18 protein-coding genes are annotated in these 23,584 nt (G+C 62.9%); 6 read left to right on the forward strand and 12 right to left on the reverse strand.

The genetic code is table 11. The features are described from left to right. Positions 1-214 precede the first annotated feature (214 nt). The 10 genes from J3P85_RS11080 to J3P85_RS11125 form a co-directional block, all read right to left on the reverse strand. Positions 215-2,170, reverse strand: coding sequence for an acetoacetate--CoA ligase (locus tag J3P85_RS11080; RefSeq protein ID WP_434705813.1), 1,956 nt, complete (start codon positions 2,168-2,170; stop codon positions 215-217). Positions 2,171-2,397: 227 nt separating this feature from the next. After that, positions 2,398-3,174, reverse strand: coding sequence for a 3-hydroxybutyrate dehydrogenase (locus J3P85_RS11085; protein WP_250965432.1), 777 nt, complete (start codon positions 3,172-3,174; stop codon positions 2,398-2,400). A 7-nt stretch (positions 3,175-3,181) separates the two neighbouring features. Continuing rightward, on the reverse strand, positions 3,182-4,573 hold the full coding sequence (locus tag J3P85_RS11090) for a GntP family permease (RefSeq protein WP_434705814.1): 1,392 nt from the start codon (positions 4,571-4,573) through the stop codon (positions 3,182-3,184). Between the two features lie 312 nt (positions 4,574-4,885). Next, positions 4,886-6,292 (reverse strand): sigma-54 interaction domain-containing protein, encoded by a 1,407-nt coding sequence (locus tag J3P85_RS11095; RefSeq protein WP_434705815.1) that lies wholly within the window; start codon positions 6,290-6,292, stop codon positions 4,886-4,888. Between the two features lie 144 nt (positions 6,293-6,436). Beyond that, positions 6,437-8,017, reverse strand: a complete 1,581-nt coding sequence (locus J3P85_RS11100; RefSeq protein WP_434706352.1) for an ABC transporter ATP-binding protein — start codon at positions 8,015-8,017, stop codon at positions 6,437-6,439. 26 nt (positions 8,018-8,043) lie between these two features. Then, positions 8,044-9,066: an ABC transporter permease gene (locus J3P85_RS11105; RefSeq protein WP_186710437.1), complete on the reverse strand. Its 1,023-nt coding sequence runs from the start codon at positions 9,064-9,066 to the stop codon at positions 8,044-8,046. Further along, positions 9,066-10,124: a microcin C ABC transporter permease YejB gene (locus J3P85_RS11110; protein ID WP_207961961.1), complete on the reverse strand. Its 1,059-nt coding sequence runs from the start codon at positions 10,122-10,124 to the stop codon at positions 9,066-9,068. Before J3P85_RS11110 ends, J3P85_RS11105 begins: the two co-directional genes overlap by 1 nt. Then, a complete protein-coding gene (locus tag J3P85_RS11115) occupies positions 10,124-11,992 on the reverse strand; it encodes an extracellular solute-binding protein (RefSeq protein WP_434705816.1) in 1,869 nt (622 codons plus the stop codon). Before J3P85_RS11115 ends, J3P85_RS11110 begins: the two co-directional genes overlap by 1 nt. Before the next feature lie 204 nt (positions 11,993-12,196). Beyond that, positions 12,197-12,478: a peptidylprolyl isomerase gene (locus J3P85_RS11120; RefSeq protein WP_434705817.1), complete on the reverse strand. Its 282-nt coding sequence runs from the start codon at positions 12,476-12,478 to the stop codon at positions 12,197-12,199. A gap of 97 nt (positions 12,479-12,575) precedes the next feature. Beyond that, positions 12,576-13,445 carry an esterase/lipase family protein gene (locus J3P85_RS11125; protein ID WP_434705818.1) on the reverse strand — a complete coding sequence of 290 codons (870 nt, stop codon included), beginning with the start codon at positions 13,443-13,445 and terminating at the stop codon, positions 12,576-12,578. A 360-nt stretch (positions 13,446-13,805) separates the two neighbouring features. Between J3P85_RS11125 and J3P85_RS11130 the strand changes: the two genes are divergently transcribed. Then, complete coding sequence (locus J3P85_RS11130; protein WP_434705819.1) at positions 13,806-14,831, forward strand: hypothetical protein; 1,026 nt, start codon at positions 13,806-13,808, stop codon at positions 14,829-14,831. A 510-nt stretch (positions 14,832-15,341) separates the two neighbouring features. Here J3P85_RS11130 and J3P85_RS11135 read toward each other — a convergent pair. Both J3P85_RS11135 and J3P85_RS11140 read right to left on the reverse strand, forming a co-directional pair. Continuing rightward, positions 15,342-15,953 (reverse strand): glutathione S-transferase, encoded by a 612-nt coding sequence (locus J3P85_RS11135; RefSeq protein ID WP_434705820.1) that lies wholly within the window; start codon positions 15,951-15,953, stop codon positions 15,342-15,344. A gap of 30 nt (positions 15,954-15,983) precedes the next feature. Beyond that, the gene (locus tag J3P85_RS11140) at positions 15,984-16,907 is read right to left on the reverse strand and encodes a MurR/RpiR family transcriptional regulator (protein WP_003202885.1); all 924 of its coding nucleotides are present in this window, start codon (positions 16,905-16,907) and stop codon (positions 15,984-15,986) included. A gap of 312 nt (positions 16,908-17,219) precedes the next feature. Here J3P85_RS11140 and J3P85_RS11145 point away from each other — a divergent pair, with 312 nt between their 5' ends. From J3P85_RS11145 to J3P85_RS11165, 5 genes are all read left to right on the forward strand, one after another. After that, positions 17,220-19,157 carry a bifunctional 5-dehydro-2-deoxygluconokinase/5-dehydro-2-deoxyphosphogluconate aldolase gene (locus tag J3P85_RS11145; protein WP_434705821.1) on the forward strand — a complete coding sequence of 646 codons (1,938 nt, stop codon included), beginning with the start codon at positions 17,220-17,222 and terminating at the stop codon, positions 19,155-19,157. A gap of 190 nt (positions 19,158-19,347) precedes the next feature. Beyond that, on the forward strand, positions 19,348-20,241 hold the full coding sequence (gene iolE / locus J3P85_RS11150) for a myo-inosose-2 dehydratase (RefSeq protein ID WP_434705822.1): 894 nt from the start codon (positions 19,348-19,350) through the stop codon (positions 20,239-20,241). Next, the gene (iolB, locus tag J3P85_RS11155) at positions 20,238-21,047 is read left to right on the forward strand and encodes a 5-deoxy-glucuronate isomerase (protein ID WP_411385000.1); all 810 of its coding nucleotides are present in this window, start codon (positions 20,238-20,240) and stop codon (positions 21,045-21,047) included. The genes iolE and iolB overlap by 4 nt, the downstream gene beginning before the upstream one ends. Before the next feature lie 30 nt (positions 21,048-21,077). Then, positions 21,078-22,580: a CoA-acylating methylmalonate-semialdehyde dehydrogenase gene (locus tag J3P85_RS11160; protein ID WP_411384999.1), complete on the forward strand. Its 1,503-nt coding sequence runs from the start codon at positions 21,078-21,080 to the stop codon at positions 22,578-22,580. Positions 22,581-22,616: 36 nt separating this feature from the next. Continuing rightward, positions 22,617-23,438, forward strand: a complete 822-nt coding sequence (locus J3P85_RS11165) for a TIM barrel protein (RefSeq protein ID WP_434705823.1) — start codon at positions 22,617-22,619, stop codon at positions 23,436-23,438. The last annotated feature ends 146 nt before the right edge of the window (positions 23,439-23,584 follow it).

Genomic DNA, 23,584 nt, shown 5'->3' on the forward strand with positions numbered 1-23,584 from the left:
TCCAGGCAAACACTCACCTTGTGGCGAGGGAGCTTGCTCCCGCTCGGCGGCGCAGCCGTCGTAAAACGGCTTGCGCGGTCTATTGGAATGATCGAGGCGACCCAATGGGGGCCGCTTCGCAGCCCAGCGGGAGCAAGCTCCCTCGCCACAGTGGCCCGCGTTTCACCGGAGATCCATTGTGGGAGCGAGCTTGCTCGCGATGAGGCCCTGACGGTCAGCTCACCAGCTCCGGCCGATCGCGAAACTGCTCCAGCGCCCCGGGGTTGGCCAGGGCATCGGTGTTCTTCACCGCTTCGCCATGCACCACGTTGCGCACCGCCAACTCCACCACCTTGCCACTGATGGTCCGCGGGATATCAGTGACGGCGAGGATCTTCGCCGGCACATGCCGTGGTGTGGTGTTGGCCCGGATGACCTGGCGAATCCGTTGTTCCAAGGCCTCATCCAGCATCACGCCATCACGCAGGCGCACGAACAGCACCACCCGGACATCACCCTGCCATTGTTGGCCGATGGCGACGCTGTCCAGCACCTGCTCGACCTTTTCCACCTGCCGGTAGATTTCCGCGGTGCCGATGCGCACACCGCCCGGGTTGAGCACGGCGTCGGAGCGTCCATGGATCAACAGGCCGCCGTGGGGCAGTTCCTCGGCGTAGTCACCCTGAGCCCATACCCCGGGGAACTGGGCGAAGTAGGACGCGCGAAGTTTTTCCTGCCGAGGGTCGTTCCACAAACCAATGGGCATCGCCGGGAAATGCCGGGTGCACACCAATTCACCTTTTTCACCGATGACCGGCGTGCCGGCCTCGTTCCAGACCTGCACGGCCATGCCCAGGCTCTTGCCCTGCATTTCGCCCCGGCGGACCGCTGACAGCGGGTTGCCGTTGACGAAGCACGACACAATGTCGGTGCCGCCGGACATCGAGGCGAGGCAGACGTCGGGCTTGAAGTCCCGGTACACGTAGTCGTAGCTATGGGGCGCCAGTGCCGAGCCGGTGGACAGGAGGGTTTTCAGGCTGTCCAAGCGATGCGTTTTCCGTGGATCGAGGCCCTCGCTTTCCAGGGTTGCGAGGAATTTGGGGCTGGTGCCGAACACGCTGATGCGCTGCTGATCGATCAGGTCCAGCAAGCGCGCGGGACCGGGGTGGAACGGCGAGCCGTCGTAGAGCACCACCGCGCTGCCCACGGCGAGGGCCGACACCAACCAGTTCCACATCATCCAGCCGCAGGTCGTGTAGTAGAACAACCGATCCTCGGGGCCGAGGTCGACGTGCAGGCCATGTTCCTTGACGTGTTGCAGCAGCACGCCGCCAGTGCCATGGACGATGCACTTCGGCACGCCGGTGGTGCCACTGGAGTACAGGATGTACAGCGGGTGGTCGAACGGGACACTGACGAATTCCGGTTCGCCACCGCTTCGGTAAAAGTCGTTCCACAACGCGACGGCGGCCGAGGTCTTGAAGTCCTCGACGCGGGCCTCAGGCTGGGCATAAGGCAGCACGATCAACTGCTGCAATGATGGCAATCGTTCAAGGATCTCGTTGATCTTGGGCCGCTGGTCGATGGTTTTCCCGGCATAGCGATAACCCGCGCACGTGATCAACACCTTGGGCTCGATCTGGCCGAAGCGGTCGATGACGCCCTGGGTGCCAAAATCCGGCGATGAGCACGACCAGATGGCGCCCAGGCTGGTGCTGGCGAGCATTCCCACCAACGTCTGCCAGGTGTTGGGCATGCAGGCGGCAATCCGGTCACCTTGGGTAGCGCCGGCCGCTTGCAGGCTTTTTTGCAGGCCGGCGACCTGGGCGGCGAGTTCGGCCCAGGTCAGTTGCTCCTGGCCGCCGTTTTCGTCCAGCGCCACCACGGCGAGGGCGTCATCGCGGCGGCGCAGCAGGTGTTCGGCGAAGTTCAGCGTGGCGCCCGGGAACCATTGGGCGCTGGGCATTTGCGCACCCTCCACCAGTACCGCGTCGGGGGCTTGGTGAAAGCGAATCTCGAAGAAGTCGACGATGGCCTGCCAGAAGGCCTCGCGCTGGTCGATGCTCCAGGCGTGCAGGGCAGGGTAGTCGTTCAGTTGCAACTGATGCCGCGCGTTGGCGAACCGGCGAAAGGCGTCCATGCGTGACTGGGCGATGCGTTCGGGGCTGGGTTGCCAAAGGATGTCGGACATGGGGTGCCTCTTGTTTTTTCGGGCTTATGAACATTGCAGCACAAGGCGCACTTTGTGGCGAGGGAGCAAGCGGTGAAACGGTGCTTCCTGTAGCCAGGTTGCTTCTGTGGCGAGGGAGCTTGCTCCCGCTGGGCTGCGAAGCAGACCCAATAGGCGGCCGCTACGCAGCCGAGCGGGAGCAAGCTCCCTCGCCACAAAGAGCGCTTTCACCACACAAGGTTGCGTATCTATTGAGCCAACCACCCCCCATCGATATTCCACGCCGCGCCCCGCACCTGGCTCCCGGCCTCACTGCACAGGAACAACACCAGTTCCCCCAGTTGCGGCGGGGTGACGAATTCCAGGGACGGCTGTTTCTCGGCCAACAGGTCGTGCTGTGCCTGTTGCGGGTCGACGCCCGTGGCAATGCGATCATCGATCTGTTTTTGCACCAGCGGCGTCAGCACCCAGCCCGGGCAAATGGCGTTGCAGGTCACATTGCTGGTGGCGGTTTCCAGGCCGACCACCTTGGTCAAGCCGATCACCCCATGCTTGGCCGCGACATACGCCGCCTTGCCCACCGAACCGACTTGGCCATGCACCGAAGCGATATTGACGATCCGTCCCCAGCCCTTGGCCCGCATGGCCGGCAGGCTCAGGCGGGTGGCGTGGAATACCGATGACAGGTTGATGGCGATGATCGAATCCCAGCGCTCCACCGGGAAATCCTCCACGGCGGCCACGTGCTGGATCCCGGCGTTGTTCACCAGGATGTCCACGCCACCGAACTCACGCTCGGCGTAGGCGAGCATGTCGGCGATCTGTGCCGGGTCACTGACGTCGGCCGGGTGATGGCCGACCTTGCCGCCGAACTGTTTCACCTCGGCGATCACCGTCGAGGCATCGCCGAAGCCGTTGAGGATCAGGTTGGCGCCGGCCTTGGCCAGGCTCAGGGCGATGCCCAGGCCGATGCCGCTGGTGGAGCCGGTGACCAGGGCGGTCTTGCCCGAAAGAGGGGTTGTCATGGGAACCTCACACAATGCCAGTGGCGTAGAACACGCCGATCACGAAGAACACCGCGAGGGTCTTGATCAGCGTAATGCAGAAAATGTCTTTGTAGGCCTCGCGATGGGTCAGCCCGGTAACCGCCAGCAGGGTAATCACCGCGCCGTTGTGGGGCAGGGTGTCCATGCCGCCGCTGGCCATGGCAGCCACCCGGTGCAGCACTTCCAGGGGAATGTTGGCGGCGTGGGCGGCGCTGATGAAGGTTTCCGACATCGCCGCCAAGGCGATGCTCATGCCGCCCGAGGCGGAGCCGGTGATGCCCGCCAGCAGCGTGACGGTCACCGCTTCGTTGACCAGCGGGTTGGGAATGCTCTTGAGCCAGTCGGCCAGCACCAGGAAGCCCGGCAAGGACGCGATGACGGCGCCGAAGCCGTATTCCGACGCGGTGTTCATAGCCGCCAGCAACGCACCGCCCACCGCACTCTTGCTGCCTTCGGCCAGTTTGCTGCGAATGGCCCGGAAGCCGAACAGCAGGACCATGATAATGCCCACCAGCAACGCCGCCTGCACCGCCCAGATCGCGGTGAGCTTGGCGATGTCGCTGGTGACCGGGGCGGTCATCCCCGGCAGCGCCAGGCTGTGGGTCTTGCCATACCACTGGGGAATCCACTGGGTGAACAGCAGGTTCATGACCCCCACCGCCAGCAGCGGCGAAACGGCAATCCACGGGTTCGGCAGTTTGATGTCTTCGGCGGTTTCCGGTTCATTGCGCAGCTCGGTGCCGTAGCCTTCGCCCTCGCGTTGGGCCTTGTTGCGTTGGCGTTGCAGGAACAGCATGCCGAGGCTGAACACGAAGACCGTACCGATCACGCCCAGCCATGGTGCGGCCCAGGCGGTGGTGTTGAAGAACGTGCTGGGGATGATGTTCTGGATCTGCGGCGTGCCGGGAAGGGCGTCCATGGTGAACGAGAACGCGCCGAGGGCGATGGTGGCCGGGATCAGCCGCTTGGGAATGTTGCTCTGGCGGAACATCTCGGCGGCGAACGGGTACACCGCGAACACCACGACGAACAGCGACACGCCGCCATACGTCAGCACGGCGCAGACCAGCACGATCACCAGCATGGCCTGGCGCGTCCCCAGCAAGCGAATCGCCGCGGCGACGATGGAGCGGGAGAATCCCGACAACTCAATCAGCTTGCCGAACACCGCACCGAGCAGGAACACCGGGAAGTAGAGCTTGATGAAGCCGACCATTTTCTCCATGAACACCCCGGTGAAGGCAGGGGCGACGGCGGACGGGTCGGTAAGCAGGACGGCACCGAGGGCGGCGATGGGGGCGAAGAGGATAACGCTGTAGCCACGGTAGGCGGCGACCATCAGCAGCGTGAGAGCTGCCAAGGCAATGATCACACTCATGGTGTGTCTCCTGGATTGTTATTGTTGTGGTGAAGCGGTGGCGGGGCTATAGCGAGTTTTGTGCCAGGTGTGTAACTGGCTGAAATATAAGGGTTTTGTTTGTGTTTATAGGGGTGGGTTGAAAGATTTGTCTCTAATCGGAGATTTTTAGGGGCTGGGCTGGCCTCATCGCGAGCAAGCTCGCTCCCACAGGTTGACCGGGTATTCCAGGAAAACCCCGGCCCCCTGTGGGAGCGAGCTTGCTCGCGATGAGCGCGAAGCGCTCTCCAATCAGCAGTCTACCAATAGAGAAAATAAGTCTCCTTATTGAGACTATGCAATCCCCAACGCCACCATTTTCTTGTACAGCGTCGACCTCCCCAGCCCCAACCGCTCGGCTGCTTCGACCACCTTGCCCCCGCATTGCGCGAGGGTGGTTTCGATCAATTGCCGCTCGAAGCGCGCCCGGGCCTGGCTGAAGGTTTCGTGGGGCAGGGGATCGACGCTCACGTCCGCTGGCCGCGCCACCGGCGTGAACGTCCCGATGGCCGCGCGGATGTCCTTTGCCGTGAGTACCAAGTCATCGCTGAGCAGCGCGGCCCGTTCCAGCACATTGCGCAGCTCGCGGATGTTCCCCGGCCAGGCGTGTTGTCGCAGCAGGTCGAGGGCGGCGGGGTTCAGTTCGTGCTGGCTGCGCAGCTCTTCCAGGATCGCTTCGCTCAAGGCCGGCAAGTCATCCAGGCGTTCGCGTAACGGCGGCACGTGGATTGGCAGCACGTTGAGGCGGTAATACAGGTCGGCGCGGAACTCTCCACGCTTGATCGCCGCCTCCAGGTCCATGGAGGTGGCGGCGATCACCCGCACGTCGCTTTGCAGCATCTCGTTGGAGCCCACTGGTTCGTATTCCTTTTCCTGGAGCACGCGCAGCAGTTTGCTTTGCAGCGGCAACGGCATGTCGCCGATTTCGTCGAGGAACAGTGTGCCGCCTTGGGCGATCTGCAGCTTGCCGGCGCGGCCCTTGCGGTCGGCCCCGGTAAAGGCCCCTGGCGCGGTGCCGAAGAACTCGGCTTCCAGCAGCGATTCAGGAATCGCTGCACTGTTGATGCTGACGAACGGCTTGTGTGCCCGCGGCGAAGCGCTGTGGATGGCCTGGGCCAGCAGTTCCTTGCCGGTGCCGGTTTCGCCGAGCAGCAGCACCGGCGAATCGGCGCTGGCGCTGCGCCGGGCACGACGCTTGACCTCAAGGCCGGCGCTGCTGGTGCCAATGAAATGGGCAAAGTTGTACTTGGTTTGCCGCGCCCGCAGCAGCGAACGGGTGGAGGCCAGCTCTTCCTGCATGCTCAGGTAGCGCTTGAGCATCGGTGACAGGCTGTGCAATTCATCGAACAAGGCAAAACCGATGGCACCGATCACCGCACCCGCGCTGTCGTGGATCGGCAGGCGCATCACCACCAGCGGCTCCTTGGGGGTGTCCTGCATGTCCAGCAGGATCGGCCGCCCGGTGCGCACCACTTCCCGCAGCAGGCTGCTGGGGATCACGCTCTCGCACGCCCGGCCAATCGCTTCCTGCGCCGAGTTCAGGCCGAAACGACGGGCGTAGCGCTCGTTCATCCAGACGATATTCGCGTCACGGTCGACAATCACCGTGCCTTCGCTGGACTGCTCGATGATCTCGAACAACGAACGGATCGCCAGCGTGCGCACGCGCTTGTAATCCTTGAGGCTTTCGGTGGGGTTCATGATCGGATCCGGGTTGTGTGTTGCCTGTCAGGCCCCCATCGCGAGCAAGCTCGCTCCCACATTTGATCTTCAGCGCGACGCAGACCCGTGTGGGAGCGAGCTTGCTCGCGATGGGCGCGACACGAAGCTATGCCATGCGCCGCATTATGCCCACCCCGGATGCGCCGCCGCCAACAACTCCTTGGTATAGGGATGCTGGGGCGAGTCGAACACGTCATGGCTGGCGCCTTGCTCGACCACCTTGCCGTCCTTGATCACGATCATGTCGTGGGCCAGGGCGCGGACCACCGCCAAGTCATGGCTGATGAACAGGTAGGTCAGGCCGTGCTTTTCCTGGAGCTGGCGCAGCAGGGCGACCACTTGTTTCTGCACGGTGCGGTCCAGGGCCGAGGTCGGTTCGTCCAGCAGGATCAGGGCCGGCTTGAGCACCAGGGCCCGGGCGATGGCGATGCGTTGGCGCTGGCCACCGGAAAACTCATGGGGGTAGCGGTGGCGGCTCTGCGGGTCGAGCCCGACTTCCTTGAGGGCCTGGATCACCTGCGCCTCACACACCTCGGCGCTGGACGGGCTGTGGACTTCGAGGCCTTCGCTGATGATCTGTTGCACCGACATGCGCGGGCTGAGGCTGCCGAACGGGTCCTGGAACACCACCTGCATCTTTTTGCGCCACGGCCGCAGGGCCTTGTGGGATAACTGTTCAAGGGCATGGCCCTGGAAGTGGATGCTGCCTTCGGATTCGATCAGCCGCAGGATTGCCTGGCCCAGGGTGGACTTGCCGGAACCGGATTCGCCGACGATGCCCAGGGTCTTGCCGCGCTGGATGCTCAGGCTGATGCCGTCCACGGCGCGCAAGTATTCCTTGCGTCGGAACAGCCCGCCGCCCAAGGCAAAACTCACCCGCAGGTCCCGCACCTGCAACACGTCTTCGCGTTCGTCCCGGGGCAGGGCCTCGCCTTCCGGTTCGGCGTGCAGCAGCTCGCAGCTGTAGGGATGTTTCGGTGCGCTGAACAGGGTTTCGCAGGGTGCCTGCTCGACAATTTCCCCGGCCTGCATCACGCACACCCGCTGGGCGATGCTGCGCACCAGGTTGAGGTCGTGGCTGATCAGCAGCAAGGACATGCCGAGCCGTTGCTGCAAGGACTTGAGCAGCAGCAGGATCTTGCGCTGCACGGTCACGTCCAGCGCCGTGGTCGGTTCGTCGGCAATCAACAGCTCCGGCTCGCAGGCCAGGGCCATGGCGATCATCACCCGTTGCCGCTGGCCGCCGGACAGTTGATGGGGGTAGGCCTTGAGCCGCTCGGCGGGTTTCTGAATGCCCACCAGGGCCAGCAGTTCCAAGATGCGCTGGCGCGCCGCTTTGCCGCCCAGGCCCCGGTGCAGCATCAGGGTTTCACCGATCTGCTTTTCGACGCTGTGCAATGGGTTCAGCGAGGTCATCGGTTCCTGGAAAATCATGGCGATGCGGTTGCCGCGCAACTCCCGCAGGGTCTTGGCCTCGGCCCCCAGCAGCTCCTGGCCGCGGTAGCGGATGCTGCCGGTGGTGCGAGTGCCGGTCTCGGGCAGCAATTGCAGGATCGAATGGGCCGTCACCGACTTGCCGGAGCCCGACTCGCCCACCAGGGCCAGGCATTCGCCGGGGCGGATGTCCAGGCACAGGTTGCGCACCACCGTCTGGTCGTTGAAGGCCACGCTCAGGTCGCGGATTTCGATCAGGTTGTCGCTCATCTCAAGGTTCCGCTTCATGGCTGTTTTCAAGATCGTGGATCAAAGGCGTCGCGCAACGCCTCGCCGATGAATACCAGCAGGGAAAGAATCAGCGCCAGGGTGAAAAATGCCGTCAAACCCAGCCACGGCGCCTGCAGGTTCTGCTTGCCTTGGGCGATCAACTCGCCCAGCGATGCGCTGCCGGCTGGCATGCCGAAACCGAGGAAATCCAGGGCGGTGAGGGTGGAGATCGCCCCGGTGAGGATAAAGGGCAGGTAGCTCAGGGTGGCGTTCATCGCATTGGGCAGGATATGCCGCACGATCACCTTGCGGTCGGACAGGCCCAGGGCCCTGGCGGCCTTGACGTACTCGAGGTTGCGCCCACGCAGGAACTCGGCGCGGACCACGTCCACCAGGGCCAGCCAGGAAAACAGCGCCATGATCCCCAGCAGCCACCAGAAATTCGGCTCGACGAAGCCGGACAGGATGATCAGCAAGTAGAGCACCGGCAGCCCGGACCAGACTTCCAGCAAGCGCTGTCCGAGCAGATCCACCCAGCCGCCGTAATAGCCCTGCAACGCACCGGCGGCGATGCCGATCAACGCGCTGATGGTGGTGAGGGCCAGGGCGAACAGGATCGACACCCGCGCGCCGAAGATCACCCGGGCCAGCACGTCCCGGGACTGGTCATCGGTGCCCAGCCAGTTCACCGCCGAGGGCGGGCTCGGGGCCGGCTGGTTGAGGTCGTAATTGGGCGTGTCGTCGCTGAATGGGATCGGTGGAAACCACAGCCAGCCGCCGTCCTTGTGGATCAGGTTCTGCACATAGCTGCTGCGGTAGTCGGCCTGGAACGGCAGCTGCCCACCAAACTCCTGTTCGGTATGGCGCTTGAACACCGGGAAATACAGCGAGCCCTGGTAGCTGACCACCAGCGGTTTGTCATTGGCGATCAACTCGCCGCCCAGGCTCAGGATGAACAGGCCGATGAACAGCCACAATGACCACCAGCCCCGGCGGTTTTTCTTGAAACGTTCGAAACGTCGGCGGCCCAAGGGGGAAAGCTTGAACATCAGGCGTTCCTCGCGGCGAAGTCGATGCGCGGATCCACCAGGGTGTAGCAGAGGTCGCCGATGAGTTTGATCAGCAGGCCGAACAGCGTAAAGATGAACAGCGAGCCGAACACCACCGGATAATCCCGCGACACGGCGGCCTCGTAGCTCATGCGTCCCAGGCCGTCGAGGGAAAAGATTACTTCGATCAGCAAGGAACCGGCGAAGAACACGCTGATAAACGCTTGGGGAATGCCCGAGACCACCAACAGCATCGCATTGCGGAACACGTGGCCGTACAGCACCCGGCGTTCGCTCATGCCCTTGGCTCGCGCGGTGACCACGTACTGGCGGGTGATTTCATTGAGGAACGAGTTCTTGGTCAGGATCGTCAGCGTGGCGAAGCCGCCGATCACCAGGGAGGTGACCGGCAGCACCAGGTGCCAGAAGTAATCGGCGATCTTGCCCAGCGTCGACAGCGACTCGAAGTTGTCCGACACCAGCCCGCGCACCGGAAACCAGTTCAGCGAGGTGCCGCCGGCAAACATCACGATCAGGAACATCGCGAAAAGAAACGCCGGCATGGCGTAGCCGATGATGATCGCCGTGCTGCTCCACACATCGAATGCCGAGCCGTGGCGCACGGCCTTGCGAATGCCCAGGGGGATCGACACCAGGTAGGTGATCAAGGTCGCCCAGAGCCCAAGGGAGATGGTCACCGGCATTTTTTCCAGGATCAGGTCGGTGACCGTGGCGCCGCGGAAGAAGCTCTTGCCGAAGTCGAGGCGGGCGTAGCTGCTGAGCATCAGCCACAGGCGTTCATGGGCCGGCTTATCGAAGCCGTATTGTTTTTCGATGTCCTTGATCAACTGCGGGTCGAGGCCGCGACTGGCTCGGGAGCTGCCGGTCATCTCACCGCCCGAGCTGCCGACGCTGCCGCCGCCGATGCCTTGCAGGTGGGCGATGGCCTGTTCCACCGGGCCGCCGGGTGCGGCCTGCACGATGACGAAGTTCACCAGCAGGATGATCACCAGGGTGGGAATGATCAGCAGCAGGCGCCGCGCGATATAAGCCCACATCAATGCGGCCCTCCGGGTGTGCCGCGCCTGAGGCGTTCGGCGCGCATCTGCTCGTTGGTCAGCGGCGTGGTGCTCACTTCCCACCAGCTTTCGATGGCTTCGTCATTGCTGGCCTGGACCTTTGGCATGCCGAAGCGGTTCCACCACACGGTCGAGCTGCCCGGCGGGTAATAGTTGGGGATCCAGTAGTAATTCCATTGCAGCACCCGGTCCAGGGCGTGGGCATGGTGCAGCATGTCGGCCTGGGTGCTGGCCTTGACCAGCCCGTCGATCAGGGCGTCCACCGCCGGGTTCTTCAAGGCCATGTAGTTGTTCGCCCCTGGATCGTTGGCGGCCGCCGAGCCGAAGTAATTGTAGAGTTCCATGCCCGGCGAAGTGCTGACGGGATAGCCGGTGATGATCATGTCGTAGTCGCGACTCATCAGGCGATTGACGTACTGGGAGGCATCGATGCGGCGGATGCTCATGTCGATGCCGATTTGCGCCAGGGTTCGCTTGTAGGGCAGCAGCAGGCGGTCGATACCGTTCTGGCTGTTCAGGAAGGTGAAGCTCAGCGGTTCGCCCTCGGCGTTCACCAGGCGGTCGCCGTCGGGTTTCCAGCCGGCCTGTTCCAACAAGGCCAGGGCTTGCAGTTGTTTGTCGCGGATCACGCCGCTGCCATCGGTTTTCGGGGCCTGGAAGACCTGGGTGAAAACTTCGTCGGGAATCTGCCCGCGCAACGGCTCGAGAATCGCCAGCTCGCCGGCGTCCGGCAGTTTGCGGGCGGCGAGGTCGGTGTTGGAGAAAAAACTCTGCTGACGCACATAAAGGTTGCGCATCATCTGGCGGTTGCTCCACTCGAAATCCCAGAGCATCGCCAGGGCTTGGCGCACGCGGCGGTCCTGGAATTGCGGTTTTTGCAGGTTGAAGACAAAACCCTGGGCGGTCTGGGGCGCCTCTTTGGCCAGGTGGGCCTTTTGCAGGCGCCCGTCCTGCAGGGCCGGGCCGTCATAGCCGATGGAATAGCCGGTGGCGGAAAATTCGCGGTTGTAGTCATAGGCACCGCCGCGCAGCACTTGGCGGGCGACGTCGGTGTCGCCGAAATATTCGATGCTGAAATGGTCGAAATTGTAGAGCCCGCGACTGACCGGCAAATCCTTGCCCCACCAATCGGCATTGCGTTCGAAGGTGATGCTGCGCCCGGAATCGACCTTGCTCACTCGGTAAGGGCCACTGCCCAGTGGGGCCTCGTAGCCGCCGCCGTTGGCGAAATCGCGGGTCTTCCACCAATGTTCGGGAAAGACCGGCAGGGTGGCGACGTCCAGGGGCAGCGTGCGGCTTTCGTTGTTCTTGAAGTTGAAGCGCACGGTGCGCTCGCCCTCGACCACGACGTCCTTGACCGCCGCGAACTGGGTGCGATAGCGCAGGCTGCCTTGGGTCATCAGCAGCTCGAAGCTATAGCGCACATCCTCGGCGGTGATGGGCTTGCCATCGGCGAAGCGGGCCTTGGGGTTCAGGTAGAAGCGCAGGGACAGGCCATCGTCGGCACGCTCCATCTTCTGCGCCACCAGGCCATAAACGGTATAGGGCTCGTCCAGCGAGCGCTGGGCCAGCGGCGAATACAGCATCCCGTCGATCTGGCTGACGCCGATGCCTTTGTCGATGTAGGGCAGGATGTGGTCGAAGTGGCCGATCTCGATGGCCGAGCGGCGCATGGTCCCACCTTTGGGGGCCTGGGGATTGGCGTAGGCGAAGTGGCCGAAGCCTTCGGCATATTTGGCGGGTTCGCCATAGACGGTCAGGGCATGTTGCGGTGCTGCATCGACGCCTGGGGCGCCTGTGAGCAGGACCGCGGCAGTCAATAGCAGTGAAGAAAACGCCAGTCGCATTGTCAGCCTTAAAGCCGGGTGAACGTTGACATGATTTGTACGCGAGCGGCGGCTGAATCGCCAGCCCTTGTGGCGAGGGAGCTTGCTCCCGCTCGGGTGCGCAGCAGCCGCCAATGGTTGGGCCCGCTTCGCAGTCCAGCGGGAGCAAGCTCCCTCGCCACAATGAATCACATCACCCTTGAGTGAAGGGTCTCTGTACCGGAATCAGTCCTGGCGGCTGGTGACTTCCAGCAAGTGGTAGCCGAACTGGGTCTTGACCGGGCCCTGGACCACATTGATCGGTGCGCTGAACACCACGGTGTCGAATTCCTTGACCATCTGGCCCGGGCCGAACGAACCCAGGTCGCCGCCCTGACGGCTGGATGGGCAGGAAGAGTTGGCCTTGGCGACTTCGGCGAAATCGGCGCCGGCTTTGATCTTGGCCTTGAGTTCGTTGCACTTGTCTTCGCTGGAAACCAGGATGTGGCGGGCAGTGGCTTTGGCCATGGGGCAAAATTCCTTTCAATGTATTTAAAGGTGTTGAGCCTACCGGATTCATCGACGAGGTGTTGTCAAAATTGCGTCAAAACCTTGGGCCCGGCGATCAAAGGCCGGCCTTGCGCAGGCGCTCGGCGTGGCGCAGGTAAAGCTCTGCGGGGTCTGTTCCCGAGCATGCCTTGCCGCTTCCAGGGTTGATGGCCTCCATGTGGTCCATGGGGTAGTCGGAGCGAATGACCCTGCCCAAGTGCGAACTGAAACGCCCGACCAGGCCGTCGTTCTGCCCGGCTTCGGTGATGAAGTATTCGGAAAAGGCGCGGCAGAAAGCCCGCAAAGGCTCCTGTTCTTTACCCATCGATTCTTGCAACGTGCCGCTCCATGAGTAGTAGCGCACGCCATTGACCCGCTCCGGTCCGTTCCCGCCCCAGTGCTTCGGCAGGCCCTGGGGGTATTTGTCATTGAAGGCGCCAACGCCCTCTGTGGTCATAGCCGCCAGCGCGGCGACGGCGGCCGGCGAAAGTTGCGCCTGACCGTCCAGCAACGAGATGAAGTCAGCGAACAGCGTGGCGACACCCCGTGCCACATGCCCAGGCAGTCGTCCGGGGGTAAGGGCCTTGCGCAGGAAATCGGCCAGTTCGGAGCCATGGTTGGGGCCGCTGACCGAGGTGACCGAGGCCACTTTGTCGGGTGCCAGCGCGGCGGCATACCGGGCGGCCAGCGCGCCCTGGCTGTGGCCGATCAGGTTGACCCGAGTAGCACCGGTGCCGGCCAGGACCCGATCGATCTGCGCCAGCAATTGTTCGCCTCTGGCCTCGTTGGAGTGGGTGGCCGACAAGTACGGGATGAACACCCGGGCACCGCCTGCGCGTAGGGCCTGTTTGATGCCATGGAAAAGTTCGAAGCCGCCGATCTGGTCAAACCCGAACAACCCATGGACCAGCAGGATGGGAAATTGAGTGGTTGCATTCCGTTGCATGTTCGTACCTTTTTCGAAGAGGTTCACCTTGAATTTGCGACTTCACTCTAATGCAGGCTCATCCTGTGCGGTGTAGGAAGGAACCGCCCTGATTCAGGGAAACCGGAATAAAAACAGTGGGAATAATGGGAAGTAACCCGGTGGCGCTCAAAGGCGTAGGAGACTTCCGATAACCGTTGTCGTTTGCAGCTACAGGTCCGAGCGCCAAGGGCTCACTGCCGCTGTCGCCTTGTCTGGCTGTGGGTTTGCCCCGGGCGGGTTTTAATGGCTCCATCAGGCGCCGTTATCGGAACGGTGCCTTCATCCAAGGACTGGAGCTTGCACATGATCACCTATCCATCGCTTCAACGAACCCGTTCAATGTCCGAAACCAGGTTGCCACCACCGGTCCTGGCGGCGGCCAGGGACGGGGTGATCAACCCCGCTTGGCGCAAGGCTGTGATTACCGTCAAGCCGTATCCCATGATGACGTGCGGGGATGAGGTGCTGCTGCGTTGGCACGGCCTCAACAACGATGGCGAACCCTACCGGCATGAAGTGGCCGGGTTCGTCACCGAACGGCAAGTGGGGCGAGACGTCGTGTTCGTCGTGCGCGAACCACACATCGCCGAGTTGGACGGTGGCTCGCTGGAAATCTCCTACCAATTGACGGGCAAACGGTTGCCGGGCGCGCTGGCTTCGGAACACCTGCAACTGGGGATCGGCGATGCCGCGCCGCAACTGCTCCCCGTCATTGCCAACGATGCGGTGGGTGGCAGTCTCGATCCGAACCGGGTGCCTGAAGGAACCTGGGTGAGCATCCGGCCCTACGCCAGGATGGCGGTCGGCGATCGCTTGATCCTGACGGCCAGCAAGGATTCCAAGGCGCTGTGGCGCGATGTGCTGGACATAGAAGCCCACGCGGTGGGGCGTAAGGTATCGCTCTGGATCGATCATTCGTTGATCGCTCCCCATGAAGGGCACGACCTGGCCTTGGTCTATGTTGTCCGGCATGGGCATTCGGTGCGTCGTGCCGAACCGTTGTCGCTGCACGTCGGTCCGCTGCGGCGTCCTGCGCTGAAGGCGCTCCAGATCCTGGAAATGAACGCCGGATGGCTGGAGGTCGACGACCTGCAAGAAGGGGTGACGGTCGTCATTGATGACCCCGGGCTTGAGGTGGGAGAGTGGGTCTGGTTGCAGTGCGATGGCAACTCCACTCATGTGCTTGAGCGCGAAATCACCGAGGCCACGGCAGGTCAATCGCTCAAGTTTGTGATTCCTGCCAGTTATTGGCAGGAACAGCGCGACAGGTCGGTGAGCATGTTTTATCAGGTCGAGCGCCTGGATGACGTCAGCCAGCGGTCCGAGTGGGTGACGGTCCAGGTCCGCTCCCGCGCGCCAGGCTGATTCAAGGCGTGCGCCGCCTTTGTGGGAGCGAGCCTGCTCGCGATGACAGTGTGTCAGGCAACATCAATGCTGCTGAACTGCCGCCATCGCGAGCAAGCTCGCTCCCACAGGGATCTGGGGTGAGCCTCCATCCGGCAGACACCCAGGACCAACTGTGGGAGTTGTAGTGAATACCTATTTCGCAGTCGCCCGAAAACAAACTGTGGGAGCGAGCTTGCTCGCGATGACAGTGTGTCAGGCAACATCAATGCTGCTGAACTGCCGCCATCGCGAGCAAGCTCGCTCCCACAGGGATCTGAGGTGAGCCTCCATCCGGCAGACACCCAGGACCAACTGTGGGAGTTGTAGTGAATACCTATTTCGCAGTCGCCCGAAAACAAACTGTGGGAGCGAGCTTGCTCGCGATGACAGTGTGTCAGGCAACATCAATGCTGCTGAACTGCCGCCATCGCGAGCAAGCTCGCTCCCACAAGGACTCTGGTAGCCTCCAGGATTTCCTGTTTACAGCGGTTATTCCATCGGCGTACTGACAAACGCCTCCAGCCCTTCGGCATAGGCGGTGAACGCGCTGATCGACGGGAATGACTTGCCCTGCACCTGGTCCGGCACCACCAGGTTGGTGAAGCTCCAGGCCACCGCCACGGTAATACCGGCCTGATCGAGTGTGCCATCGGTGACCAGTGGCTGTTTCCCCAGTTCCTGCTCTAGCAAGTCATAAGCTGCCGCCAGTTGGCCTTCCACGCGTTCAACCCAGGGGGCGTGCTGGATTTCCGTCGGGCGCAGGTTGCGTTCGTAGTAGATCTGCACCGATTTCTCGCACGCCGCCAGGGCCAGGCCAATCAGGCGCAGGGAGCGCAGCCGCTGCCCACTGTCGACCGGCATCAGGCTTTTACCCGGCGCGGCCAAGGCCTCGAGATAGTCGATGATCAACGTCGAGTCCATCAGCACGTTGCCATCGTCCAGCACCAGGGTCGGAGCCTTGACCACCGGGTTGATGCGCTGGAACTGGTCGAAATGCCTGAACACCGAAACGGATTCGTGTTCCAGGGCAACCCCCAGGCACTTGGCGGAAATGGCGACGCGTCGCACATAGGGCGAGTCCAGCATGCCGATCAGTTTCATGACATCTCCTTCAGAAAAGTCTTGTGGGTGTTAATCCTCGAACCCGACCTGTTCATGGATTTCATCGACCTTGAGTTCCAACCGGTAAGCCACGGCGATGAACAACGCCTGGCACAGGCACAACGTGGCGCTCAGCGAACGGAAGGCGAACGAGCTGCCTTCGTTCACCAGCAGCACCGCATTGGCCCGTTTGGCCAAGGGTGAAAGGTTGCTGTCGGTGATGATCAGGGTCTTGGCCTGGTGATGCTGGGCGATGCGCAAGCAGTGCTGGGTTTCCTTGCCGTAGGGCGTGAAGCTGATGGCGATGACCAGGTCGTTGGCCCGCACGCTGCGCATCTGCTCGCGGTAACTGCCCCCCAGGCCGGACACCAGGTGAATGCGCTTGTTGGTGTGCTGCAGGTTGTAGACCAGGTAGTCGGCAACCGCGAACGAACGGCGTACACCCACCACATAGATGTTGTCGGCGTTGACCACCAGGTCCACGGCCTTTTCGAACGCCTGGTCGTCCAGCTCCAACCCCAGGCGCTCGATGCCCGACAAGGTTGCGTTGACGCATTCGCGGGCCAGGTCGCCACCGCTGGCCTTTTGCGACTTGTTGGCGATCATGCTGCGGATGCGCTGCTGGTAGTTCTGCACCGGGGTGGTCTTGTGGGTGTAGGCCTCGCGGAACAACGCCTGCATTTCGCTGAACCCGCTGAAGCCGAAGCGCTGGGAAAACCGGACGATGGCCGAGGGGTGCACTTCGCATTCCCGGGCGATGTCGCTAATGCGATCCACCATGATCCGGTCACTCTGCTGGCTCATGTAGCTGGCGATGCGTTTGAGCTGGCGCGGCAGGCTTTCGTATTCGTCGGTGATCAGTTGCAACAGGCGCTCGGCATTGATCGGTGGGCTCGGGAGGGCGGGTTCGGACGCGCTCTCGGACGGCGCCGGCAGATCATCGGGGCGGGTCATAGGAAATCCTTCTGGCTTGTTCTTATAGGGCGGCCCGAAAAAAGGCCGGCCCTCGACAATAGGTTGGCTGGTCGCAGTCTACAGCGTAGGCGCAGGGAAAATCATGGGTGGACTAATGTTGCAACAGTGCTGAAACGATGCACTGTGTCTGCTTCGCTTGGGTCATAGCGTATTGGAAAAAATATTCCACGTAAAAAATTTATAGAATAATTATTGATTCTTGCCTGCGGCTCGTTTTAGTCTGCATTCACCAACAGCGTTGGCGCCGGTGTCGGCGACAAGCGCAGGCTGATAAAAATAACAGGAGCCAGCATGGGCCAGACTCGTTTTGCCAGTGGGCGTCAATTGGATGTGATCTGCCTGGGACGCCTGGGCGTCGACCTCTATGCGCAGCAAGTCGGCGCTCGCCTGGAAGATGTTTCGAGCTTCGCCAAGTACCTGGGCGGTTCCTCTGCCAACATCGCGTTCGGCACGGCGCGCCTGGGGCTTCGGTCGGCGATGCTGAGCCGGGTCGGGGACGACCACATGGGGCGCTTCCTGGTGGAGTCCCTGGCCCGCGAAGGCTGCGATGTCAGTGGCATCAAGGTCGATCCCGAGCGCCTGACGGCCATGGTCCTGCTGGGGATCAAGGACCGGGAAACCTTCCCCCTGGTGTTCTACCGGGAAAATTGCGCGGACATGGCGCTTCGCGCCGAAGACATCGACGAAACGTTCATTGCCTCCAGCAAGGCCCTGCTGATCACCGGCACGCATTTCTCCACCGATGGCGTCTACCAGGCCAGTATCCAGGCGCTGGACTACGCGCAAAAGCACCAGGTCAAGCGCGTCCTCGACATCGACTATCGGCCGGTGCTCTGGGGCCTGGCGGCCAAGGCTGACGGAGAAACCCGGTTTGTCGCCGACCAGAAGGTCAGCCAGCACGTGCAAGGCATCCTGCCGCGTTTCGACCTGATCGTCGGCACCGAAGAAGAATTCCTCATCGCCGGCGGCAGCGAAGACCTGCTGACCGCGCTGCGCACCGTACGCTCGCTGACGGCGGCGACCTTGGTGGTCAAGCTCGGCCCCCAGGGCTGCACGGTGATCCATGGCGCCATCCCGGCCCGGCTCGAAGACGGTGCGATTTACCCAGGCGTACGGGTCGAAGTCTTGAACGTACTGGGCGCCGGTGATGCGTTCATGTCGGGCTTTCTTGCCGGCTGGCTGGAAGATGCCAGCGATGAACGCTGCTGTCAGTTGGCCAATGCCTGCGGCGGCCTGGTGGTGTCGCGCCATGCCTGTGCCCCGGCGATGCCGACCCGGGCCGAGCTCGACTATTTATTCCAAAGCCCGGTGCCGATCACCCGGCCCGACCAGGATGCCGTGCTGCAACGGCTGCACCAGGTCAGCGTACCCCGCAAGGCTTGGAAACAGTTGTTCATCTTTGCCTTCGACCATCGCGGACAATTGGTGGAACTGGCCCAGAAGGGCGGTCGCGAGTTGAGCAGCATCGGTGAACTCAAGCAACTGTTCATCCAGGCGGTGGCGCGGGTCGAAGCCGACCTGCGGCACCAGGGCATCGAGGCTGACGTCGGTCTGCTGGCCGACCAGCGCTTCGGCCAGGATTCGCTGAACGCTGCCACCGGGCGCGGCTGGTGGGTGGCGCGGCCGGTGGAGGTGCAAGGTTCGCGGCCGCTGGCCTTCGAACATGGGCGTTCCATTGGCAGCAACCTGATCGCCTGGCCACAGGAGCAGATCATCAAGTGCCTGGTGCAATTTCACCCTGACGACGAACCGCTGCTGCGCCTGGAGCAAGAGGCGCAGTTGATGGGGCTGTACAAGGCCTCCCAGGCCAGCGGCCACGAGTTGCTGCTGGAAGTCATACCGCCCAAGGATCACCCATCACCGCACCCGGACGTGCTCTATCGTGCCCTCAAGCGCCTCTACAACCTGGGTATCTTCCCGGCGTGGTGGAAGATCGAAGCCCAGGGCGCGCAGGAGTGGCAGCAGCTCGACGAGCTGATCCAACAGCGCGACCCGTATTGCCGTGGCGTGGTCCTGCTGGGCCTCAACGCCCCGGCCGCCGCGTTGGCCGAAGGCTTTCGCCAGGCCCGTCGGAGCACCACCTGCCGCGGTTTCGCCGTGGGCCGCACGATCTTCCAGGAACCGAGCCGGGCCTGGCTGGCCGGGGAAATCGACGACGAAACGCTGATCCGGGATGTGCAGGGCAGGTTTGTGGAATTGATCGAGGCGTGGCGCAGTGCTCGTGCTTGATGGACAGGGCTTTTGTGGCGAGGGAGCTTGCTCCCGCTGGACTGCGAAGCAGTCCCAAATCAGCCACCCTTGATTCGACAGGTAAAACCGCATCCATAGGTTTTGCGACTGCTTCGCAGCCGAGCGGGAGCAAGCTCCCTCGCCACAGGTGATCGGTTGAACATTAGAGACAACAATAAAAGGTGCAGCCATGCCCGCTATTCGAATTGGCATCAACCCGATTTCCTGGAGCAACGATGACTTGCCGTCGTTGGGCGGCGAGACGCCGTTGAGTACGGCGCTGAGTGAAGGCAAGGCCATCGGCTACGAAGGTTTTGAGCTCAACGGCAAATTCCCCAAGGACGCCAAGGGCGTCGGCGATGTGCTGCGGCCTTATGACCTGGCGCTGGTTTCCGGCTGGTATTCCAGTCGCCTGGCCCGGCGTTCGGCGGCGGAAGAAATCGACGCCATCGCCAGCCACGTCGAGCTGCTGGCGCAGAACGGCGCGACGGTGCTGGTCTACGGCGAAGTGGCGGATTCCATCCAGGGCCAGCGGATTCCATTGGTCGAGCGGCCGCGTTTCCATACGGATGACGCCTGGCAAGCCTACGCCGACAAACTCACCGAACTGGCGCGCTTCACCCTGTCCCAAGGCGTGCGCCTGGCCTATCACCACCACATGGGCGCCTACGTCGAATCGCCCACGGACATCGACAAGTTGATGGCCCTGACCGGCAGCGAAGTGGGCCTGTTGTTCGACTCGGGTCACTGCTACATGGGCGGTGGCGAGCCGTTGCAGGTGCTGCGCAAACACATCGAGCGGGTCTGCCACGTGCACTTCAAGGATGTGCGCAAACCGGTGGTGCAACTGGCGCGCAACAACCTCTGGAGCTTCCCCGACTGCATCATCAATGGCACCTTCACCGTGCCGGGGGATGGCGACATCGAGTTCGCCGCTTTGCTCGACGTGCTGCTGGCCGCCGACTACCAAGGCTGGCTGGTGGTGGAAGCCGAGCAGGACCCTGCCGTAGCCCCGAGTTATGCCTACGCCAAGAAGGGCTACGAGACCCTGCGCGCCTTGCTGAACGAAAGGAGCCCGTCATGAGCCTGTTGATCAAGAGCCAATCCAGCGGCCGAACCATGGTCCAGTTGCCGGCGGGCGAGTTGGAATACGTCGGCTTCGCTGCCTACCGCCTGCGTCTCGGTGAAACCCTGCCAGTGGCCGCCGGGGACAAGGAATTGTGCCTGGTGCTGCTCAGTGGTCGCGTCAGCCTCAAGGGCGAAGCGCCGGGGCAGGGGGCCTTCGATTGGGACAACCTCGGTGATCGCCAGTCGGTGTTCGAGGATAAATCACCCTATGCCGCTTACCTGCCGCCCGGCAGCCAGGCCCAGGTCACCGCCCTGAGCGATGTGCAGATTGCCGTGTGCGCCGCACCGGGTTCGGCGCAAAACAGTCATGGCCCACGGCTGATCCGCCCGGACAGCATGAAGCGCAGCGTGCGCGGCAAGGGCGCCAATACCCGCTATGTCTGCGACATCCTGCCGGACAGCGAACCGGCGCACTCGCTGCTGGTGGTGGAGGTGCGCACGCCGTCGGGGCATTCCTCGAGCTACCCGCCCCACAAGCACGACACCGACGACCTGCCGCACCAGAGCTTCCTCGAAGAGACCTATTACCACCAGGTCAATCCGTCCCAAGGCTTCGTGTTCCAGCGGGTCTACACCGACGACCGCAGCATCGACCAGGCCATGGCGGTGGAGAACAACGACCTGGTGGTCGTCCCCAAGGGCTATCACCCGGTCAGCGTGCCCTACGGGTACGAGTCGTATTACCTGAACGTCATGGCCGGCCCGAAGCGGGTCTGGCAATTTCACAACGATCCGCAGCACAGCTGGCTGCTGGATCTCTGACCCCACACATACGCAGGGAGAACAAGCACGATGAGCGACGCCCCGGTAGTAGGCCATTACATCAACGGTCAGGTGCAGGACAGCGACAGTCCGCGGTCCAGCAACGTCTTCAATCCGGCCACCGGTGCGGTGCAGGCGCGGGTGGCCCTGGCCGAGCCGAGTACCGTCGACGCGGCGGTGGCCTCGGCGCTGGCGGCGTTCCCGGCCTGGTCCGAGCAGTCGTCATTGCGTCGTTCGCGGGTGATGTTCAAGTTCAAGGAACTGCTCGATCGTCACCACGACGAACTGGCCCGGATCATCAGCCGTGAACACGGCAAGGTGCTGTCCGACGCCCACGGCGAAGTCACCCGCGGCATCGAAATCGTCGAGTACGCCTGCGGTGCGCCAAACCTGCTCAAGACCGATTTCAGCGACAACATCGGTGGCGGCATCGACAACTGGAACCTGCGCCAGCCCCTGGGCGTTTGCGCCGGGGTCACGCCGTTCAATTTCCCGGTGATGGTGCCGCTGTGGATGATTCCCCTGGCGCTGGTTGCTGGCAACTGCTTCATCCTCAAGCCTTCGGAACGCGACCCGTCCGCCAGTTTGCTGATGGCCCGCTTGCTGACCGAGGCCGGCCTGCCGGACGGCGTGTTCAACGTGGTCCAGGGTGACAAAGTGGCGGTGGATGCGCTGTTGCAGCACCCGGACATCGAAGCGATTTCCTTTGTCGGCTCCACGCCCATCGCCGAGTACATCCACCAGCAGGGCACGGCCCACGGCAAGCGTGTGCAGGCCCTGGGCGGGGCCAAGAATCACATGATCGTCATGCCCGATGCCGACCTCGACCAGGCGGCGGACGCCTTGATCGGTGCCGCCTACGGCTCGGCCGGTGAACGCTGCATGGCCATTTCCATCGCTGTGGCAGTGGGCGATGTGGGCGACGAACTGATCGCTCGCCTGCTGCCGCGCATCGACCAGTTGAAAGTCGGCAACGGCCAGCAACCCGGCACCGACATGGGGCCCCTGGTCACCGCCGAGCACAAGGCCAAGGTCGAAGGTTTCATCGATGCCGGCGTGGCCGAGGGTGCCCGGCTGATTGTCGACGGCCGAGGCTTCAAAGTGCCGGGGGCGGAGCAAGGGTTCTTTGTCGGGGCGACACTGTTCGATCAGGTCACTGCCGAGATGAGCATCTACCAGCAAGAGATTTTCGGCCCGGTGCTGGGGATCGTCCGTGTGCCGGACTTCGCCACGGCGGTGGCGCTGATCAACGCCCATGAGTTCGGCAACGGCGTGTCGTGCTTCACCCGCGACGGCGGCATCGCCCGGGCGTTCGCCCGCAGCATCAAGGTCGGCATGGTGGGCATCAACGTGCCGATTCCGGTGCCCATGGCCTGGCATTCCTTTGGCGGCTGGAAGCGCTCGTTGTTCGGCGACCACCATGCCTACGGCGAAGAAGGCCTGCGCTTCTACAGCCGCTACAAGAGCGTGATGCAGCGCTGGCCCGACAGCATCGCCAAGGGTCCTGAATTCAGCATGCCGACTGCCCAATAACGCATTTTTCGAATGACTGCCGGAGGGAGAACAACAATGAACAAGCCCCTGCGTTTTGCCTTGAACCGAATGGTTGCCCCGCACCTGTCACTGCCCGCGTTCATCGACTTGGCCCTGGCGTTGAAAACCGATGCCATCGAGATCCGCAACGACCTCAAGGGCGTCGAGATCGAAGACGGCATGCCGCCGGCTCGCGTCCGTGAATTGTGCGAGGCCCGCGGCATCAAGGTGCTGTCGATCAACGCCCTGTACCCCTTCGATGTGTGGAACGAAGAGCGCCGCGCCCAGGCCGTGCGCTTGGCCGACTACGCCCGCGAGTGCGGCGCCGAGGGGCTGGTGATGTGCCCACTCAATGACCGCGCCGACCCGCGCAGCGAAGCCGAGCGTGCGGCTGGGCTGCGTACCGCCCTCAGTGAACTGGCGCCGATCCTGCGCGCCTTCGGCATCTACGGCTTCATCGAACCCCTGGGTTTCGAAGAGTGCTCGTTGCGCCGCAAGCGCACGGCGGTGGAAGCGATCAAGGCCATCGGCGGGCTGGATGTGTTCCGCCTGGTGCACGACACCTTCCATCATCATCTGGCCGGCGAGCAGGAGTTCTTCCCCGAACTGACCGGGCTGGTGCACATCTCCGGCGTCGAGGATGCCCAGGCACCATTGGCGACCATTCGAGACGGCCACCGGGTGCTGGTGGGCGAGGCTGACATCCTCGGCAATGCCAAGCAGATCGAGGCGTTGCTCAGCGGCGGGTATGACGGTTACCTGTCTTTCGAGCCATTTGCCGAGAGCGTCCATGAATTGGCCGACATTCGCCAGGCGTTGGGGGCGAGCATGAACCACCTGCAAAGCTCGCAGGCATGAGCCGCCGCCCCGAACGATGGAGAACCCTCCTGTGGGAGCGAGCTTGCTCGCGATAGCGGTGTGTCAGTCAACATTGATGCTGGCTGACCTGACGCCATCGCGAGCAAGCTCGCTCCCACACTTGACCGAGTTGCGTTTGAAAAGGT

This window comes from Pseudomonas sp. Z1-12, assembly GCF_051132015.1.
GTDB lineage: Bacteria > Pseudomonadota > Gammaproteobacteria > Pseudomonadales > Pseudomonadaceae > Aquipseudomonas > Aquipseudomonas zanjanensis.